Annotated in this window: 15 protein-coding genes; 10 read left to right on the forward strand and 5 right to left on the reverse strand. The window is 41.3% G+C overall.

Translation table 11 applies throughout. From position 1 onward, the window contains the following. Positions 1-52 precede the first annotated feature (52 nt). A complete protein-coding gene (locus HUJ21_RS08115; RefSeq protein ID WP_166143173.1) occupies positions 53-271 on the forward strand; it encodes a PspC family transcriptional regulator in 219 nt (72 codons plus the stop codon). Here HUJ21_RS08115 and HUJ21_RS08120 read toward each other — a convergent pair. Both HUJ21_RS08120 and HUJ21_RS08125 read right to left on the reverse strand, forming a co-directional pair. After that, on the reverse strand, positions 268-1278 hold the full coding sequence (locus HUJ21_RS08120; protein ID WP_291368617.1) for a glycosyltransferase family 2 protein: 1011 nt from the start codon (positions 1276-1278) through the stop codon (positions 268-270). The genes HUJ21_RS08115 and HUJ21_RS08120 overlap by 4 nt on opposite strands. Then, entirely contained in the window at positions 1278-1610 is a 333-nt protein-coding gene (locus HUJ21_RS08125) for a YbaB/EbfC family nucleoid-associated protein (RefSeq protein WP_291368618.1), read from the reverse strand. The genes HUJ21_RS08120 and HUJ21_RS08125 overlap by 1 nt, the downstream gene beginning before the upstream one ends. Positions 1611-1816: 206 nt before the next feature. Between HUJ21_RS08125 and HUJ21_RS08130 the strand changes: the two genes are divergently transcribed. Then, complete coding sequence (locus HUJ21_RS08130) at positions 1817-2110, forward strand: hypothetical protein (RefSeq protein WP_291368620.1); 294 nt, start codon at positions 1817-1819, stop codon at positions 2108-2110. 2 nt (positions 2111-2112) lie between these two features. Here the strand turns inward: HUJ21_RS08130 and hisS are convergent, their stop codons facing one another. Further along, entirely contained in the window at positions 2113-3498 is a 1386-nt protein-coding gene (gene hisS, locus HUJ21_RS08135; protein ID WP_291368622.1) for a histidine--tRNA ligase, read from the reverse strand. Between the two features lie 350 nt (positions 3499-3848). Next, positions 3849-4349, reverse strand: a complete 501-nt coding sequence (locus HUJ21_RS08140; protein WP_291368624.1) for a metallophosphoesterase family protein — start codon at positions 4347-4349, stop codon at positions 3849-3851. A 203-nt stretch (positions 4350-4552) separates the two neighbouring features. Here HUJ21_RS08140 and HUJ21_RS08145 point away from each other — a divergent pair, with 203 nt between their 5' ends. Beyond that, positions 4553-5533 (forward strand): pyruvate dehydrogenase complex E1 component subunit beta, encoded by a 981-nt coding sequence (locus HUJ21_RS08145; protein ID WP_166143160.1) that lies wholly within the window; start codon positions 4553-4555, stop codon positions 5531-5533. A 242-nt stretch (positions 5534-5775) separates the two neighbouring features. After that, positions 5776-6303: a hypothetical protein gene (locus HUJ21_RS08150; RefSeq protein ID WP_291368626.1), complete on the forward strand. Its 528-nt coding sequence runs from the start codon at positions 5776-5778 to the stop codon at positions 6301-6303. A gap of 393 nt (positions 6304-6696) precedes the next feature. Here the strand turns inward: HUJ21_RS08150 and ffh are convergent, their stop codons facing one another. Continuing rightward, positions 6697-8034: a signal recognition particle protein gene (ffh, locus tag HUJ21_RS08155; RefSeq protein ID WP_291368628.1), complete on the reverse strand. Its 1338-nt coding sequence runs from the start codon at positions 8032-8034 to the stop codon at positions 6697-6699. 282 nt (positions 8035-8316) lie between these two features. Here ffh and HUJ21_RS08160 point away from each other — a divergent pair, with 282 nt between their 5' ends. The 6 genes from HUJ21_RS08160 to HUJ21_RS08185 all read left to right on the forward strand — a co-directional run bounded on the left by HUJ21_RS08160 (position 8317) and on the right by HUJ21_RS08185 (position 18718). Then, complete coding sequence (locus HUJ21_RS08160) at positions 8317-8814, forward strand: DUF6508 domain-containing protein (RefSeq protein ID WP_291368629.1); 498 nt, start codon at positions 8317-8319, stop codon at positions 8812-8814. Between the two features lie 270 nt (positions 8815-9084). Then, complete coding sequence (locus HUJ21_RS08165; protein WP_291368631.1) at positions 9085-13449, forward strand: gliding motility-associated C-terminal domain-containing protein; 4365 nt, start codon at positions 9085-9087, stop codon at positions 13447-13449. Positions 13450-13453: 4 nt separating this feature from the next. Beyond that, positions 13454-14431, forward strand: coding sequence for a type IX secretion system membrane protein PorP/SprF (locus tag HUJ21_RS08170; protein WP_291368633.1), 978 nt, complete (start codon positions 13454-13456; stop codon positions 14429-14431). A 105-nt stretch (positions 14432-14536) separates the two neighbouring features. Further along, the gene (locus HUJ21_RS08175; protein ID WP_291368635.1) at positions 14537-16966 is read left to right on the forward strand and encodes a hypothetical protein; all 2430 of its coding nucleotides are present in this window, start codon (positions 14537-14539) and stop codon (positions 16964-16966) included. Between the two features lie 3 nt (positions 16967-16969). Beyond that, positions 16970-17674: a class I SAM-dependent methyltransferase gene (locus tag HUJ21_RS08180; protein ID WP_291368637.1), complete on the forward strand. Its 705-nt coding sequence runs from the start codon at positions 16970-16972 to the stop codon at positions 17672-17674. Between the two features lie 21 nt (positions 17675-17695). Further along, the gene (locus HUJ21_RS08185) at positions 17696-18718 is read left to right on the forward strand and encodes a glycosyltransferase family 4 protein (protein ID WP_291368639.1); all 1023 of its coding nucleotides are present in this window, start codon (positions 17696-17698) and stop codon (positions 18716-18718) included. Positions 18719-18926: the final 208 nt, after the last annotated feature.

An 18926-nucleotide genomic window follows, 5' to 3' on the forward strand; every position in this document is an offset into this window, starting at 1 on the left:
ATCAATATGTTGTTCTTTCAAATGGTTTCTGTACTTTAAACAAGTATTTAATATGGAAAAGATAAAATTATTCTTTCAGGAAAGGGCCTTTGGGGTTTGTTCAAAATTAGGCGAAAAACTTCATTTCCCCATCGATAGTATCCGCTTGTTTTTTATTTACAGCTCGTTTATTACTCTGGGTTCACCAATAATCATTTACGTAAGTTTGGCCATGACCATGAAGCTTCGGAAATATTTTCGCAGAATGAACAACCCCATTTTATTTGACTAGGTTAACTGTGTAAATTTCCTTTTTCCAAATAAATAGTATTGGAAAATAATCGAAAAAATCTGCCTTGATTTTTCGGATTTCAAACTTTTTGTCCTGGATATTTTCAATCCTCCTATTTCCTTCCTTTTTTTTCCAAAATCCAAATACGCCATTGCTACAGCCTTGCCATGGGGCCAGCCCTTGGTAAATAAAAGATGGATCATAGCGGCACAGTCCAATAAAAACCTCAACCATATCACCTGCAAAAACCCGGAAACCGTCAAATTATTGTACAGCATGTAAAGGCTATTCCGGAAATTGAGGTAAGTTTTAAACGGATTAACTTCAGACAAAGTCCCCCCGCCCAAATGGTAAACTTTTGTTTCACTGCAACAATGTATTTGAAAACCTTCCGTCCTCATCCTCCAACACAGATCAATTTCTTCCATATGTGAAAAAAAATGCGGGTTAAACCCTCCAAAATCATGAAAAAGGGCCGCTTTCACACAAAAACATGCCCCTGAGGCCCAATCCACCGGGGTGGATTCGTCATACTGACCCTGATCCATTTCAAGGGTGTGAAGCAGCCTACCCCTGCAGAAGGGGTATCCCATACTATCCAGATAACCTCCCGCTGCCCCGGCATAATCGAAAGAACCCATTCTGCCCAAAGAAAGGATTTTGGGTTGGCAAACGGCAACCTGAGGCCGCAGGGCCATGTATTGGATCAATTTCTCGTCCCATTGCGGCTCTACGGTAACATCAGAGTTCAATAAAATATAAAACTCGTAGTCCCCTTTTAACTTGTCCAAACCCAGGTTGTAGCCTTTGCTATATCCGTGATTTTCTTTCAGGAGTACCAATTTAATCTCCGGGAAATGACTTAGCAAATAATCTACCGAACCATCGCAACTCCCATTGTCTACAATAATTATTTCATAAACCGAGTCATTGTATACCTGAGGAAGGTATTTTTTCAACATACCTTTCCCATTGAAATTCAAAATTACAATGGCAGCTTTTTTCATTAGACCATGTTTCCGAAATCCATGCCCGGAATATTCGGCATCATTCCTGCCGTGGCAGCGCTCATTTTTTCCTTGATTTTAACATCGATATTTTCCAGGGCTTTATTGGTAGCACCAACGATCAAATCCTTCATCATATCTTTGTCCTTCTCATTGATCAGTGAAGGGTCGATTTCTATATCCAACACCTTTCTATCACCATTGACAATCACTTTCACCATTCCGGCTCCTACTTCTCCCTCGGCCCTTAAATGAACAAGTTGGGCCTGGGTCTCTTTGATTTTCGCCTGGGCTTCCTTGACCTTGTTCATCATACTCATGATATCTAGCATATATATTTTGTTTGAATGTTATACAAATATAATTTTTTTTGCAACGGCAATCTAAATCTGATTGGGAATTTAATTTTTGGATAAATTCCATCTGCCGTATTTTATATTAAGAATAAAATTCTAATACCATAATCGAACCTTATTTTTAAGTATTACGTAATAATATTAATATATCCCAACTATTTACCACCTGGATTTTACGAATTATGGAAACACTCGAAAAAGAGGTCATGGTTTTAGAAAAGGAGCAGGTATTGGGGCTCCGTTTTTCAACGGCTGATGTTTTATCTGAGGAGGCATCAATCAAACAACGTTATCTCGATTTGCAAAGGTCCCAGATTTTAGGCAACATCTCCCGGGGAAAGGTTTGGATATATTTTGAAACAGCAGAAAAGCAAGCTTTCAAAATTTACACCACCATCTGGGCAGTAGGAGACAGGTTCATATCCTTGAAAAGAGGTATCACCATTCCCATTGGCTCCATTTACAAAATTGACTGAATTTATTCCATTGTGGGATTTTTTACTTCAGAAATCACCCTTTCCAAAGAAAGGGTTTCTTGTTTTCCCGTTTTCATGTTTTTTAAACTTATCGTTTCATTGGACAATTCTTCCGCCCCCAGAATGGCTACAAAAGGAATATTCTTTTTGTCCGCATAATTGAATTGTTTTTTGATTTTTACCAGATCAGGATAAATTTCAGCGGCTATTCCTGCTTCCCTAAGCGTAGCCAGTATTTTCAAGCCTTTATTCCTTTCCATCTCCCCAAAACAAGCCAGCATTACCTGTGTACTTTCTTTTTGTTGTACGGGAAACATATCCAAAGCATCCAGAACATCGTAAAGCCTGTCCACCCCAAAGGAAAAACCCACGCCGGAAATGCCTGGCAGACCGAAAACCCCCGTAAGGTTATCATACCTTCCCCCCCCACTCACAGATCCTATCTGAACCCCATCAACTTTGACTTCAAAAATAGCTCCTGTATAATAGGAAAGCCCCCGTGCCAATACCGGATCGAAAACCACATGTTTTTCATTTCCTCCCAGCATGGCAAAGAATGCCAGTACTTCTTCCATTTCTTCCAGGCCTTTCCTTCCGACAGAACTTTGAGCCAGGTACTCCTTGAAAAATTGCAGTCTTTCAAAATTACTTTTATGGTTTGTTTCCAGGACCGGGCTTAATGCAGCTATCGCTTCTTTGGAAAAACCTTTTTGAAAAAGTTCCTCGCTTACTTTCTCCCATCCAATTTTATCCAGCTTGTCAATTGCCACGCACAAATCACCTTCTTTGCCCGTTTCTCCGATGACCTCAGCCATTCCGGAAAGAATCTTCCGGTTATTGATTTTGATGGCATAATCCATCAGACCAAATTTGGCAAAAACCTGTTTGATCATCACTAAAATTTCGGCTTCACAAATCAGGCTATCTGTTCCCACCACATCTGCATCACATTGATAAAACTCCCTGTACCTTCCTTTCTGGGGTCGGTCAGCACGCCACACAGGCTGCACCTGAAAACGCTTAAAAGGATATGTGATTTCATTTTGATGCATGACCACATACCTGGCAAAAGGCACTGTAAGATCATACCTCAGGCCCTTTTCAGCTATTTTTGGGAGCACATTTCGTTCTCCTTCATTAAAATCATCTTTTGATACTTTTTTAAGGAATTCCCCGCTATTCAGCACTTTAAACAAAAGTTGATCCCCTTCCTCCCCATATTTACCAGTAAGCGTAGACAGGTTTTCCATGGCAGGAGTTTCCAATTGTTGGTATCCAAACAATTTAAATACCTCTTTGATGGTGTCGAAAATATAATTCCTACGGGCCATCTCTGCAGGATCAAAGTCCCTCATCCCTTTTGGTATACTTGGTTTTTGTTTGCTCATGCTGATAAAATTTGCCCAAAGTTAAAAAATTAAATAAGGATATGGAGGTCAATAGGCCCTTTATTGCTCAGGCCTATCAACTTCTTTTACCAATAGTTAAGGGTTTTTAATGATATTTTATTTACCTTTGCCGTTCATTTTCAGGAACGAAACAAAATAAAAAATAAAATGGCTGTTACTACTTTAAAAAGAAAACTAAAAAGAAAAAGACAGGCTCAAAATGCCAGGATTCTAAAAATCAAACAGTTGAGTGCTAAGCCTGTGATTAAAAACGTGGATGTTGAGGAAATTAAAAAGGGATTTTCCAAAAAAAAATAAATTGAATTTAACCCAGCTGCGGCTGGGTACTTTTATATTTTTCCTCTTTTTCCCAATTCCAAAACTTTTAAATTTTTGATACTCCCATCCAGCTCAAAAGTGAGCATGGTTTTGATCTGGTGAAATCCCTGATTCCCCAAAGCCCCCGGATTCATGTAAAGGCAATCAAGGTCTTTGTCATGTATCACTTTACAAATATGAGAGTGCCCGCAAATAAAAATATCTGGCTGAAGTCTTTTTATTTTTGCCCTGACCCCGGTGGCGTATCTGGGAGGCATCCCACCAATATGCAGCATCAGCACTTTTACCCCCGCTACTGTAAAAAATAATTCCTCCTCAAGTCTTTGCCTTAGTACGGTATCATCAATATTGCCAAAAACCACTCTTTGAATGGGTTTCTTCGGTAGGCGTTCGAGTACGGCCGAATCGCCTACATCGCCTGCATGCCAAATTTCATCCACCTCCTCCAGGATCGGAATGGCATTTTCCGGAAGCATGCCATGTGTATCACTAATCAATCCAATTTTGATCATTCTGTTTTTTTATTTATCAGCAGCAAAAGGAAATAAAAATTAAAAACGTCCCCTGATTCAGGGATAATGTTCCTAACAATTCCATTAATCCATTTAAAAAATAAAGCTACATAATTACAATTAAACATCCTTATTGGTAGCCCAAACTTGGTAATTGATAGATTCCTTTCTATTTTTACGAGCATAGAAAATTTTGTATATAAATGAAAGAAATACAGTTCAGAGACGCGATCAGAGATGCCATGTCTGAAGAAATGAGGAGAGATAAAAACGTGTTCCTCATGGGTGAAGAAGTAGCCGAATACAATGGAGCCTATAAAGCCAGCCAGGGAATGTTGGACGAGTTTGGCCCTGAACGTGTTATAGACACGCCGATTTCAGAACTAGGCTTTTCCGGATTGGGTGTGGGAGCGGCCATGAATGGTCTCAGGCCCATAATTGAGTTCATGACTTTTAATTTCTCCCTGGTGGCCATGGACCAGTTGGTTAATTCTTCTGCCAAAATGCTGGCCATGTCCGGCGGACAATACAGTGTACCCATAGTATTCAGAGGTCCGACAGGTAATGCCGGTCAATTGGGCGCTACTCACTCCTCTAATTTTGAAAACTGGTTTGCCAATACCCCAGGACTGAAAGTGGTTATTCCATCCAACCCATATGATGCCAAAGGATTGTTGAAGGCCGCCATCAGAGATGATAACCCGGTGATTTTCATGGAATCTGAGTTGATGTATGCGGATAAAGGAGAGGTTCCGGAAGGGGAATACCTGTTACCATTGGGCATTGCTGAGGTCAAAAGGAAAGGTGATGATGTCACGCTCGTTTCTTTCGGGAAAATGATGAAAGTGGCCTTCGAAGCAGCAGATGAACTGGCTAAGGATGGTATCAAAGCAGAGGTTATTGACCTGAGAACAGTAAAACCCATAGATTATAAAACTGTTCTGGAATCTGTCAAAAAAACCAACAGGTGTGTGATCGTGGAAGAGGCCAATCCGGTAGCTTCACTTTCCACAGATCTGGCTTACAATATACAACGGCATGCTTTCGATTACCTGGACGCACCTGTGATGCGGGTTAATTCAATGGATATCCCTTTGAGCTATTCTCCTGCTTATATAGAGGCTACCCTACCCAATGCAAAACGTACCATAGAGGCTGTAAAATCAGTTACTTACCAAAAATAAAAAATTAGTTTTTTTGATTTTGATTAAAAAGCAACCTGGATGGTTGCTTTTTTTTTTGATATAGGTATAAACTGAATAAGTTTTTATTTAATTATTTGAATTAATTTAACTTATTGAAGTTTTTATCTCTGCTTTTTTTAGTCTTTGTCACGGTTTTTGCGCCTTTTTCCTGACATGGGAGCTCAGCTCGTAAAATGAGATCCCATATGAACCAATTATTCAGACTACTAAAATTAATAATTATGCAATCAAGATATTTGATTTTACTGACATTCTTTACCTTCCTCCTTGGGGCTTGTTCCGGAGAGAAGAAAGACAGGTATCAATTTAAAGAGGAGATGGTATTGGATACGGAAACTGGTGACGAGTACCTATTGAAAAATGCAGACACCATGACGGTTGTTCACATAGATGGGACTTCCGAGCCAATTACCGTAAACAGTACGCCATTTGCTGGCAGTGAGGAGTTGAATGAAATGATGGAAAACTACAGGGCCAATCTGCAAGAACGGAAGGAGGAATTATTGGCAAAAGAAAAAGCAAGGATCAAGCAAGAGCGAAAAGAGAGGTACGCCGCATACAGTGATGAGGAACTGGAAGCAAAGTTTGAAGAGCTCCATGAAAACGGGGCCCCTTTCGAACAGCAAATGGATATTGTGGCTGAATTGGTCAACCGGGAAGTGATTCTGGAGATTGATGCGGCAGAACTTCTGGAAATAGATCCTGAAGATATCGATATGGACATGGAGTATTCCGGTTCAAATGAATGATACCTGAACTAATTTTCGAGGCCCGCCAATCGACTTACGGCTCATACGACCAGCTAATGTCTTAGAAAAATTGCCCTGAATCCACCTCGTCTATTTCACATTTAATAAAAAAGGTGCATTCCTGAAAGACTGCACCTTTTTTATTGATAACCTGAATTCGATTGATGGAAAATTAAGCGCCCTGACGGGGCGAAACAATAATACCCATAGCTGTAACCCGTCGAAAGTGGACAAAATTTCACTATTTTAGCGACATTGTTGCCATTTCCAGCAACAATGATGACAAAATCCAACTAACCAATTTTTTACTCTTAAACTTCTTTGATTAACCGAAATCAGGTTGATAGATAAATAGTATAGTAGGGAAGAAATTGAGTGGTGACAGCCGCTGGCTTATCTCTTTTTCATATTTCCTCCCAGGGCGCTCATTGCTTTTTGAGCCCCACCCATTTTGTTCATTTGCTTCATCATTTTCCTCATGTCTGAAAATTGCTTCATCAGGTTATTTACTTCCTGAATGGTCCTTCCACTACCATTGGCAATCCGTTTTCTTCTACTACCGTCAATCAAACTTGGATTTCCCCTTTCCTGAGGGGTCATACTTCGAATAATTGCCTCAATGGGAATAAATGACTCATCGTCAATATCCAGGCCTTTAATCGCTTTTCCCATTCCGGGAATCATCCCCAAAAGGTCTTTGATATTACCCATCTTTTTGATTTGCTCCAGTTGGGACAGGAAATCATCAAAATCAAATTGGTTTTTACGAATTTTGGCATTCAGGCGTTTTGCCTCGTCTTCATCAAATGACTGTTGCGCTTTTTCTACCAGAGAAACCACGTCACCCATACCCAAAATCCTTTGGGCCATCCTATCCGGGTAAAAAAGATCCAGATTTTCCATCTTTTCCCCGGTGGAAATAAACTTAATAGGCTTGTTCACCACATGTCTGATCGAAATGGCTGCTCCGCCCCGGCTATCGCCATCTAATTTGGTAAGCACCACCCCATCAAAATCAAGCCGCTCATCAAAAGTTTTTGCCGTGTTGACAGCATCCTGTCCGGTCATGGAGTCCACCACGAACAATGTTTCTGATGGATTGAGGTTTTCCTTTAATGCTGCGATTTCATTCATCATGACCTCGTCTACTGCCAAACGACCGGCCGTATCTACAATCACCGTCTTCTTCCCCGATTTTTTTGCAAAATCAATGGCGTTTTGAGCAATTTGGAGTGCATTTTGATTTCCAGGCTCAGCATATACCTCTATGCCTATCTGAGCACCCAAGGTCTTCAACTGTTCAACGGCAGCCGGTCTGTACACATCACAGGCTACCAACAAGACCTGTCTCCCCTGCTTTTTCAAGTAAGTCCCCAGCTTACCCGAAAAGGTAGTTTTACCTGATCCCTGCAAACCGGAAATAAGAATCACGGAAGGATCTCCTTTTAGGCTAATCTCTTCTTTGGAACCACCCATCAGATTAGTAAGCTCTTCCTGGGTAATCTTTACAAGAAGCTGTCCTGGAGATACGGCTATCAGTACATCCCTACCCAAAGCTTCTTCCTTGATCTTATCGGTGACTTCTTTGGCTACTTTATAGTTCACATCTGCATCAATCAAAGCCCTCCTGATTTCCTTTACAGTCGTGGCCACATTGATTTCAGTAATCTTTCCAGTCCCCTTTAAGGTTTTAAATGCCCTGTCTAATTTATAACTCAGATTGTCAAACATGTCATTAGTCTTTTGAATCCACAAAAATAGCGTTTTTTTTTAAGCTTGGCAGGCATGTAGGATAAAAGTCTACACTAAAAGATATTTCTGCATTTCCTTGTAATGTTGCCTTTTTCTGCTAAATTTTGATAGTAAAAAAACGCAAAAAGGTGTATATAATATACAAAAATACCCTGAACAGGGTATTTTTTTGATGAAAAAAAAGTCGTTACTTACACATTCAAACGAATCATTTTCAATCCTTTAGTCGTAAATTGTAATAATTTAACCAAAAACCAAAAAATGATGATCAAAGACCAAATTCCATTATTTATTCCACTTGGAAGTTTTTCAGACCATTGCAATAGTCTGGATAAAAGAAAACTGATGCCAATTATCGATTTAATCCATGAAATGGAGCTCAAATTTTATAAAGCCGAGAAAGTACTGGGCATTTCGGATATGAGTGAAATCTCACTTAGCACCATTGGTTTAAGCGGTATACATGTCCGGTTACTGGATGCCATATTAAAATTGAGGCTAGTTCCTTTATTTGACTGGATGTTGTGGAAAAATGATGCTGAAAAGTATTATCAGGCACCAAAACAGCTTTATGGATTAGACACCGTAACCCTGGGGAAAGTCACAACCGTATTGTTAAGATCTCAAACCTTATACGGCCCTTCTTTCCTTGAATCAAAAATCAAGGACAAGTTTGTACTGGAACTTCTAAAAGCAATCGTTAATTCCCTGGATAAAAACTATAGTTCCAGCCCTAGTCAGGTCGAAAATCTGGATTAATCACTTTCTATCCCCTACAAATTAAGAAATTGATTTAAAACAAAATACCCAAGCTTAATCACCCGTTTATTTTTTTTTGCCCTTCATTAGTGAAATTCCTGCCGATGTTTTTTATTTACCCTAGACCAACAAAGTGCCTTTTTCCATTATTTTACTAAAAAAACAGGATTTTTCAAACCTTATCTGCAACTTGGTTCGTTATTTGAAGTTAAGCAGCAAGTATATTTTTCTGCATTTTAAAAAATTTGGTAGGACAGCAACCAAGCCTCAATGACATTGAGAACTAAAAAAAATAAAACAAACCAAAATAAATCAGGATTTCTCTTGTTTTTGTTTACCTGTTTTTTTTCCATTTTTGGAGCAACAGCACAACAAGAGCCTACCCTGCAAACCAATTTAAAAGAACCATCCTGCCTGGGAGATGGGGAAATTTCCGTGACCCTGCAAAATGTAGAAAACCCGGTTGACCTGGTATATCATTTGTATTTGTTGCCCGACACCGCTCCTATCGCTACCAATGAAACGGGTCTATTTACTGGATTGGCTGAAGGAAACTACGGCATTGAGGCAAGTTTTACCTTGGAAGAAGATCCGCTGGAAATTTCCACTGAGGTCACGCTTAATTCTACTTTTGAAGCCTTGTCTTTTACCATCCTGACTCAGGGGCTATGCGAAAATGAATTGAGTGCCATAGAAGTTGTCGTCAACCAGGGAAATCCACTCACATATGAACTTAGGGGGGATTTGCAACGCGCACCGCAGGAAAGCCCCTTTTTTGAAGACCTTCCGGCCGGTAGTTATACCGTGGCTGTCACAGATGAATGTGGAGACCGCCTTTCCCAGTCTTTTGATATTCGAAAGACAGAATTGGTAATAGATGGGGAGGTCCAAAATTTCCAACCAGCCTTGACCAGTTGTGGGGAAATTTCCGTTGGGCATTTGCTTCGTGCAGCAGGAACAGAAATCGCGTATCCGCTTGAAGTAAAGTTTACCGTTCAGGCTCCCGATGGCGGGGAAGAGGAAATCATTACGGAAGTTACGGAAGGAGGCGCTTCCGAAATCTCGCTGATGGGAAGTATTCCCTTTTACCCTGGCGAATCTTACAGTTATGATCTTCAGGTTACTGATAACTGCGGCCAAACGGCCCTCCTGGAAAACAACATCATTGACCGAAGTTTAAGGATATCAGAAGACTTGTTTTGGGGAGCCGGACTCTGCGGAAAAAGGAGATTGTCTGTAAAACCTCTGAATTTTGTTCCTCCTTTTCAAATTAACTTTTCGGAATATCCCGAAGATTTCGATCCTTCTTTATTTAACGAAGCTTACCCGGGGCCATTCGAAGAAGAAAATATTTTTTTTGGGTCGGAAGAAATGCCCATTCCATTTGGAGTTTATACTTTTAGTATAGAAGATGCCTGCGGAAATACAGCCAGCCTTTCACGGGAATTCAGAGATTTGTTGCCAGGACCAGTGGCCACTGTATATAAAGGATGTGGCCCCAATACAGGTTCCTTGCAATTGAACAGTTTTGATTACCAGTTTAACCGGATAGAAATGGTAGCTGGCCCGGAAACCTTCGATGCGTTGTTTCCTTTGGATGTTTCAGAAAACATCAGTCAAAATGACCCCAGAAGGTTTTTTATGAATAACCTCCCGGCAGGTGATTATGAATTTGTTTCTTATACAACCTGCGAAACGGAGCATGTCACGGAGGTAACAATAGAAGGAGCAAGCATCATAACCAATGAAATTGAGATTGACGAGAATTGTGGATCTTTCAATTTAAACCTGAATCACCAGGACAATTTGGACGAAAACCAAACCACACGTTTTGGCATTCAAAAACTTGAGTCCGGCTCGGGGGAATGGGTTCACCCGGAAACAGGACAGGCTTATGTGGAGGGTGAAGAACTGAATGAGTCCAATTCTATTCTGATTATAAACGGTGCAAATAATATTAATTTAAATTACTACGGTGAACTGAGGCTTGTGAAATCCATCCGAATTTGGAAAAACGGGCAAGACATAGTGCCCAATGAGCCTTCTTTTAATTACTGTCTGGAAACATTAAATCAATTTGAAGTCCGGGAACGAAGCACATTTACAAGCATCAATACCTTTCAGTGCGTGGAAGGCAATTATGAACTGTCTGTCAGCGCCTCCGGATATCCGCCGATCACTTATAAAATAGTGGAAAAGAATGGCCTGCCTTTTGAAATCAACAATGGTGAAGACCCTCTTTTTAAAGACCTGGAAGCAGGCCGGTATCGGTTACAATTAGAAGATGACTGCGGAAATTTAACCAATACAACGGTCCAGGTCAGAGGAGAAAACCTACCGAAAATTATTCCGGAAAATCTTTGCGAGGGCGAACAAGGCAAGTTATCCATCAAAAATTTGGATTTTCTTGAATTTGAATGGTTCAATCTTGACAGTCCGGATGTGGTTCTCAGCACTACTTCAAGCCTCGAATTTTCGCCGTTTAACCTGGCTACCCATGAAGGAGTATATGGTGTGAGGTTGAGTGCCGGTAATCCGGAATCCTGTCTGAACGAGACCCTGGAATTTACCATTGATGAGGCCAGCCTGAATCCCGAACCAGGGGAAGGACAGGTGGCTACAGTATGTAAAGGAGAAATCATTGATTTATTTGACTATCTCGATGGTCCTTTCAATGATTACGGCACATGGGAGGAAATTACCAATAGTGGTGCCCTTATAGAGAATACCTGGTCCACAACCAATCTGGATACGGGTAGCTATTCATTTGAGTACAACATCACAGGAATTTGCTCCGGGGAAAGGTCTACACGGGTAACCATCATTCTTAGCGATGTGCCATCACCGCCTCAGGGAGATGGTGTACAGGAGTTTTGCATGCCCGGGGAATATACAATCTCTTCCCTTACTGCTACAGGAGAAAATATCAGGTGGTTTTTATCTCCGGAAGGAGGAACAGCCCTTTCAAATGATGTTGTTTTGGATTCTGGCCTTACCTATTACGCCGATCAGACGGTTGATGGTTGCCCCTCCGACCGAAGATTGGCTGTTCAGGTATTTGTTTATCCCGAAGTGTCCGGCTATGATATAGCGGAGGATCAAACTGTATATCAAATGGAAGTTCCGGATATTTTGGTGGGAGAAGACCCTGAAGGAGGTTCTGGTGAATTCTCTTTCCAATGGGAGATCAAAACTGAAAGCGGAGATTGGACAAGTATTGGAGGAGCAAGGAATAGGGATTTTTCTCCTCCACCCCTGAGGAACAGCACCCAATTCAGAAGAATTACCACAGATGAGGCCTGCGGACCTTTTATCAGCAATGAAATTACCATAACGACGGAAGTTGCACCGATCAAAGCCAATGATGATGTGTTCGGACCCCTGGTCAATTATGAAACCAATCTCCTATCTTCGGTGTATGAAAATGATAGCCTGAAAATGAGACCTGTCGGAGCAGATGAGGTAACTTTATCGGTATTGTCTATCAGGGATGAAGCCGGCAATGATCAAAATCTTGTTTACTCCCTTGACGAAAATGGAGTTTTCTCGATTCCGGAAGACAGCCCACCAAACACTTACATTCTGGAATACCGGCTTTGCCAATCCGATGTTCAGGAAAATTGTGATGAAGCAGAAATACAAATCAGGCTGGTAGGTATAGAAATGGACATAGAAAAAACAATTAGCCGCAGGCAGGCAGTGGTAGGAGAAATCGTGGATTACTCCGTTTCGGTGACCAACAAAAGCATTTTTTCATTGGAAGAAATTTCCGTAACAGAATTGCTTCCTGAAGGTTTGATATTGCTTTCGGCCAATCCTCCGCCGGGCGAAGATGACACCTGGGTCCTTGCCCAGTTGAGCCCTGAGGAAAACGTGAATCTGGAATTATCCGTTTTGGCCGCAGAAGAAGGAAACTACACCAACCAGGTTCGGGTAAGGGTAGAAAATTTTGACAACACCATAGATAGTGATCGGCTGGAAGTACGTCCCAAGATGATTGATTTGTCTGTCCTTAAAACATCCACTGCGGAACCTGTAAGAGATGGGGACAATTTCAACTATCAGATCAATATAGAAAACAATGGCATGGATGCTGCTGATAATGTACGCATCGTGGATTTTCTGCCTTCAGGGTTGCAATATGTCAATGCAGATCTGGTGAATGGGGCATTGCCCCAGGAACCCGAATTCAGACAAGAAGGTCAGGATTTAATATGGGAAATTGCCTCCTTCCCCGTAGGTGCCAGCTTGCAGATTACGCTTACAGTGGCCGCCATAAAGGATGGAAGGATGAGGAATAGGGCGGAGGTAAGCGGTGATGGAATAGATACCCAACCGGAAAACAATACATCTGTAGAAGAAAAAAACATTCTTCCTCTTTTTATTCCCAACGTAATTAAACCGGATTTAGATGGCAGGAATGATACCTTTGTCATTGATGCCGGACACAAGTTTGAACAAATTGAGCTTTTAATATTTAACCGCTGGGGAGATCTGGTATTTTCGGCCCGGGATTATCAAAATGACTGGGATGCGTCAGGTCTGTTGGCAGGAACTTATTATTATCAGGTGAAGGGTACTGACTTCAGTGGAATCGAAAAAGAGTACAAAGGATGGGTGCAGGTGATTAAATAAGAACATGAATTTTTCTTACTATACTTATATAATAGCAGCAATTGTCGGGTTTTTCTTGTTTCAAAAACCCAGTCAGGGGCAGCAAATGCCCCAATACAGTCAATATGTCTTCAATGCCCTGCACATCAACCCTGCTTATGCCGGGTACAAGGTAGACCCATTTGTACAGGCTACTTACAGGAGTCAGTTTATGAATTTTCCCGGATCCCCAAATACGATTTCCATATCAGCCGACAAAGGAAACCTGGAAGAAACAATGGGTTATGGCATCTCCATTACAGCTGATGAACTTGGCCCCTACTCAACCCAGTCAATCCTACTTACCTATGCTTATAAAGTAAGGCTTACCCAGGACAGCTATTTGGGACTGGGAGTAAGTTCGGGAGTTTCAGAACATGTACTGGATGCAGGAAAACTTCAACCTGATGATCCATCCGATCCCGGAATTCCACAGGGCCGTATCAACGCATTTGCACCAAATTTAAATGCAGGTGTATTTTATCATACGCCCAATTTTTTTTCCGGAATAAGTGCTTTTAACCTTGTTGGGCAAAACAGCCTGAAAAACAGTGATTTGTCTTTGGTCACAAACAACTACCATTTTTATTTTCAGGCAGGTGGATTGCTACCCGTTAGGAGCGGTTTAGCCTTTAAACCCTCTGTTTTGGTAAGGGAAGATCTCAATGGCCCCAGCAGCTATGATATCAATACCATGTTTTTATTCAACGAGCAGTTTTGGCTGGGAGCTGCCTTCAGGTCTTCCGTGATGAAGGGAAATATGGATTTTGGTGATCTCCCCTCCAGCAGAACGGCTTTGGTGATTCTATTCGATTTGTTTGTTACCGAGGAGGTACGTTTTGGGTATGCATATGACTTCAACCTAAACAGCAAAAACAACTACAGAAATAACAGTCATGAATTTTCTTTGGGCTATTACATCAACAATAAATGGTTAAAAACTCCCTCTCAAAGGGCTTTTTAAGCGTTTGTCTCCTTAGCTTATATCTTCTATTAACCAATAATCCATTGAATTTTCTTAATTTGCATGCTATTAAACCAAGCAGACCAAAGACCAATACCCCGGATCATGAACGTTAATTTAAAAGAAGTCATTTTACCCCATTTTTTAGCTATTCTTTCCTTTTACCTGGTTGTTATCATTTATTTTTCTCCCATAGTGTTTGAGGGCAAAATGATTTTTCAATCGGATATCCTGCAATGGGAGGGATCTGCAAAAGAATTGCTGGACCATCGGCAGCGCACCGGAGAAGAAGCCTTATGGACCAATAGCATGTTTGGAGGGATGCCTGCTTATTTGATCCATCTGGACCCAAAGGGCGACATTACCAATACCCTGATAAAAGTACTGACCCTGGGCCTGCCACACCCGGTAAGCGGGCTATTCTTTGGCATGGTGTCTATGTACCTGCTGTTGATGGGTTTTAAAGTGAGGCCAGCCATTGCTGCCCTGGCTGCATGGGCCTTTGCTTTCAACACATTCAATTTTCTGAGTCTTGAAGCGGGACACAATGCCAAAATCTGGTCGGTATGCATTATCCCACTAATATTGGCCGGAGTGCATTTGGCATTTTCAAACAAAAAATTCCTTGGCCTGAGTATTACAGCCCTTGCGGTGCTGCTCCAGTTAAAGTTCAACCACCTTCAGATCACTTATTATACACTGATCCTGGTAGTGATCTATGGTATAGGACAATTGGTAAAGGCCTTTCAGGAGAAAAAACTGGTTTCTTTCGGGAAAATAACGGCCCTGCTGCTCGCAGGAGCTATTTTGGGAGGATTGGGAAATCTGGCCAGATTATCAGCAGTATTGGAATACGGCAAATATTCCATCCGGGGAGAACGCAACCTGCCGCAAGCAGAAGAAAATGATTCCGGGCTGGATAAAACTTATGCCTTTAATTGGTCCAATGGAAAGCTGGAAACATTCACCCTGCTGATACCCAATTATTTTGGAGGGGCAAGTCAGCAGGCCTTACCGGATGATTCCGCAGCAGAGCAAGCCCTCAGATCACAGGGAATGGAGCCCCAACAAATCAACCAATTTGTAAATAATGCCCCTACCTATTGGGGCGACCAGCCCTTTACAGGAGGCCCAATCTATGGTGGAGCCATCATGATTTTTCTTTTTATTCTTGGGATAGTGTTTGCGCCTCCACTGTATAGAAATGTGCTGCTGGCCATGACCCTGATTACACTGATGCTTTCCTGGGGAAAAAATCTGGAATGGCTCAATTACACCCTTTTTGACTACCTGCCTGGCTACAATAAATTCAGGGCTGTTTCGATGGCACTGGGTATCACTTTATTGGTGATCCCCATCCTTGGTGCCCTTGGTTTGGAACAAATCTTTTTGAACCAGAAATCGGATAAGACCAAAGTTGCCTTTTTTAAAGGATTGGGTATTACTGCAGGCCTGATACTGCTTGCATTGGTCTTTGCACATTGGTCAGGTTTCGGGGGGGCCAATAGCGGTTATCCGGATTGGTTACAGGCTGCTTTAAAAACCGACCGAAAAAGCCTGCTACATGCAGATATTTTTCGCACAGTCATTTATATTGGTGCCGCTGCCTTGTTGCTGGGGCTGGCCCTGTACGATAAATTGAAAATCGAATATGCCATTATTGCCACAGGCTTGTTGGTATTGGTAGACCTATGGGGAGTCAATGGCAGGTATCTTGACGGGGACAGTTTTTCGGAAAACCCAAGTGAGCAACATTTTGCAGCTACTCCGGCAGATGAAAAAATCATGCAGGATGAGGGATACTTTAGGGTTTTGAATATACAGAACCCCTTTAATGATGCCAGAACGAGTTACCGGTTCAATAGCATTGGGGGTTATCATGGCGCCAAAATGAGTCGTTATCAGGACCTGATCGAGCGGATTCTGCAACCAGAAATCGATCAATTTGTTAAAAAAGCGCAAGAAGGTAATTTTGACTATGCAGGCATACCCGTTTTGAACATGCTCAATACCAAATACATTATGGCTGGCCGGGGAGCAAATGCGGTTTTCAGGAATCCGGAAACCAACGGAGCTGTTTGGTTTCCTCAAGAAATCATTCCTGTGGGCAGTAACGAAGAAGAAATCAGCACACTTGCAGCAATTGAAACAAAAAAAGAGGCTACTTATAACTCCGGTGATACCGGAAATACACTTCCCGTTGGCAGTGGAAACCTCTCCCTTGATAGCAATGAACCTGACCGGCTGGTTTATTCTGGCAAAGTGGAGAAGGAAGGCCTTGCTGTTTTTTCAGAAATCTATTATCCCGAGGGCTGGAAGGCAATGATCAATGGAGAGGAAGCGGAAATTCACAGGGTAAATTACCTTTTGCGGGGCCTTGTCCTTCCGGAAGGAGAGGTAAGGGTGGAGATGAAGTTCGCGCCTAAAAATTATCCTGCCAAAGTACTAATTGCAAATATTGCCCAATACCTTTTAACGGTGCTATTAGTCTTTGGATTAATAATTAATTCAAAAAAGATTGCTCCTAAACTATAAGAAATGGAACAAAAAGTAGCTCAATTCTATGATGAATATGCCAATAATCAAATACGAATTGGAGTAAATTCAAGACACCTTAGCATTATCGACAAGCTGATCCGGTCCGGTTTAAAGCCCCATCACCGTGTTTTAGAAATCGGCTGTGGAATAGGCACTGTTAGTCATTTGATCGCAAAAAAGACTCCCAAAGGAAGTGTATTAGCGGTAGACATTAGTCCAAAAAGCATCGATCAGGCCAGAAAAACCTGGTCGAACCTTACCAATCTTACCTTTGAGGTGTCCGATATGAAAGGATTTCAGAAAGAAGGCGACACCTTCGATTTTATTGTACTTCCCGATGTATTGGAACACATTCCGGTATCCGATCATTTTTCCCTTTTTGAAACTATAAGCCGACATAGCAATAACAACACCGTTATTTTTATCCATATTCCAGCACCCCGATTTCTTGAATGGATGATCGAACATGAACCGGAAAAACTTCAGGTTATTGATCAACCATTAGACACCGCTGATCTGGTTAAGAATATTTCCGCTAATGATTTCTACCTGGAAAAAATGGAAACCTACAGCGTTTACTACGAAGAAAAAGACTATCAATACTTTGTTTTTCGAAAATCAAGGCCCGTTTCCAATATTGCGCATCGAAGTAAATGGATTATTTTAATGTCCAGAATATGGATTCGTATTAAACTAATATTCTAAATTAGTTTAATATTTCATAAAATGATAGTTTATATATCTCCGATCAATACCTCATTTATTCAACGAGACTTGATTATGCTCCGGTCCAATTTTCGGGTTAAACACCTGACCCTGACCGACAATCCCTACTTTTTACCCTTTTCATTGATTATTCAAACCGTTCAATTGCTATTTTTACTACCTGCTACCGAAAAATACCTCTGTTTCTTCTCTGGTTACCACACGGTTATTCCTGTGATCGTTGGCAAACTATTTAATAAGGAAGTGATCATACAATGTGGCGGTACGGATGCTGTAAATTTACCTGAAATCAATTACGGGAATTACCGCAAAAAATGGCTGAAAATGGCTACTATTTTCAGTTTCAAACATTGCTCCTTGATCGCCCCTGTCGCCCAATCATTGGTCAAGTCCAATTATACGTACGATAAATCATTAACGAGCAGTCAAGGCCTTTTGAATTTAATACCGGGCCTTAAAACCCCAATTATGGTTATACACAACGGTTTTGATTCCTCCTTTTGGTTTGATAATGGCAATGAAAAAACGCCCTTTTCCTTTATTACAGTGGCTACCGGCATTTCAAAGCAAAACAGGGCATTGGTAAAAGGGATAGATTTAATAATAGAAATGGCAAAAACCTTCCCGGAGTACACCTTTACGATTGTTGGAGACGAAAAATTCACATCTGAATTACCAAACATCATCACGATCGGCGTACTACCTCAGGAAAAGATCAGGTCCCTGTTCCAGGAAGCCCAATTCTATTTACAGCTTTCATCTTCCGAGGGCTTTCCAAATGCATTGGCTGAAGCCATGTTATGTGGTTGCATTCCCATTGGCTCAACGGTGGGAGCAATACCTGAAATAATCGGCGATTCCGGTTTTCTATTATCAACAAAAGATGTAATTGATCTAAAAAACATATTCGGTAGGCTCTCAATGGCTGATTTGGTAAAACTCCGCAAAGACGCCTCTACGCGAATTAGAAGTAGATTCAGTTATGAAGCGAGAAAGGAAAAGCTATTGAAATTGCTTGCGTAAAATTTAAAGTTACGATCGGCTAATTTTGGTTTTCATTCAGTATTAATTTTTTTACTTGGTTTTTAACCCCTCCCGACCTGGGATTAGTTTTAGATAACCAGGTTTTAACAGCTCATAAAAAAGGTTTCGAAACAGACCAGCGTGGATTCTGCCTGAAATTGGTCCTGCTATTAGATTTGACAATCGGTAAAAGATTAAAAGAACTGCG

Source organism: Cyclobacterium sp. (assembly GCF_014762705.1).
In the GTDB taxonomy this organism is placed as follows: Bacteria; Bacteroidota; Bacteroidia; order Cytophagales; family Cyclobacteriaceae; genus Cyclobacterium.

What these genes read in the sequence shown, in the direction of transcription:
- HUJ21_RS08115 (WP_166143173.1), top strand. Translation starts at nt 53, where the DNA reads ATGGAAAAGATAAAATTATTCTTTCAGGAAAGGGCCTTTGGGGTTTGT.
- HUJ21_RS08120 (WP_291368617.1), bottom strand. Translation starts at nt 1,278, where the DNA reads ATGAAAAAAGCTGCCATTGTAATTTTGAATTTCAATGGGAAAGGTATG.
- HUJ21_RS08125 (WP_291368618.1), bottom strand. Translation starts at nt 1,610, where the DNA reads ATGCTAGATATCATGAGTATGATGAACAAGGTCAAGGAAGCCCAGGCG.
- HUJ21_RS08130 (WP_291368620.1), top strand. Translation starts at nt 1,817, where the DNA reads ATGGAAACACTCGAAAAAGAGGTCATGGTTTTAGAAAAGGAGCAGGTA.
- hisS (WP_291368622.1), bottom strand. Translation starts at nt 3,498, where the DNA reads ATGAGCAAACAAAAACCAAGTATACCAAAAGGGATGAGGGACTTTGAT.
- HUJ21_RS08140 (WP_291368624.1), bottom strand. Translation starts at nt 4,349, where the DNA reads ATGATCAAAATTGGATTGATTAGTGATACACATGGCATGCTTCCGGAA.
- HUJ21_RS08145 (WP_166143160.1), top strand. Translation starts at nt 4,553, where the DNA reads ATGAAAGAAATACAGTTCAGAGACGCGATCAGAGATGCCATGTCTGAA.
- HUJ21_RS08150 (WP_291368626.1), top strand. Translation starts at nt 5,776, where the DNA reads ATGCAATCAAGATATTTGATTTTACTGACATTCTTTACCTTCCTCCTT.
- ffh (WP_291368628.1), bottom strand. Translation starts at nt 8,034, where the DNA reads ATGTTTGACAATCTGAGTTATAAATTAGACAGGGCATTTAAAACCTTA.
- HUJ21_RS08160 (WP_291368629.1), top strand. Translation starts at nt 8,317, where the DNA reads ATGATGATCAAAGACCAAATTCCATTATTTATTCCACTTGGAAGTTTT.
- HUJ21_RS08165 (WP_291368631.1), top strand. Translation starts at nt 9,085, where the DNA reads ATGACATTGAGAACTAAAAAAAATAAAACAAACCAAAATAAATCAGGA.
- HUJ21_RS08170 (WP_291368633.1), top strand. Translation starts at nt 13,454, where the DNA reads ATGAATTTTTCTTACTATACTTATATAATAGCAGCAATTGTCGGGTTT.
- HUJ21_RS08175 (WP_291368635.1), top strand. Translation starts at nt 14,537, where the DNA reads ATGAACGTTAATTTAAAAGAAGTCATTTTACCCCATTTTTTAGCTATT.
- HUJ21_RS08180 (WP_291368637.1), top strand. Translation starts at nt 16,970, where the DNA reads ATGGAACAAAAAGTAGCTCAATTCTATGATGAATATGCCAATAATCAA.
- HUJ21_RS08185 (WP_291368639.1), top strand. Translation starts at nt 17,696, where the DNA reads ATGATAGTTTATATATCTCCGATCAATACCTCATTTATTCAACGAGAC.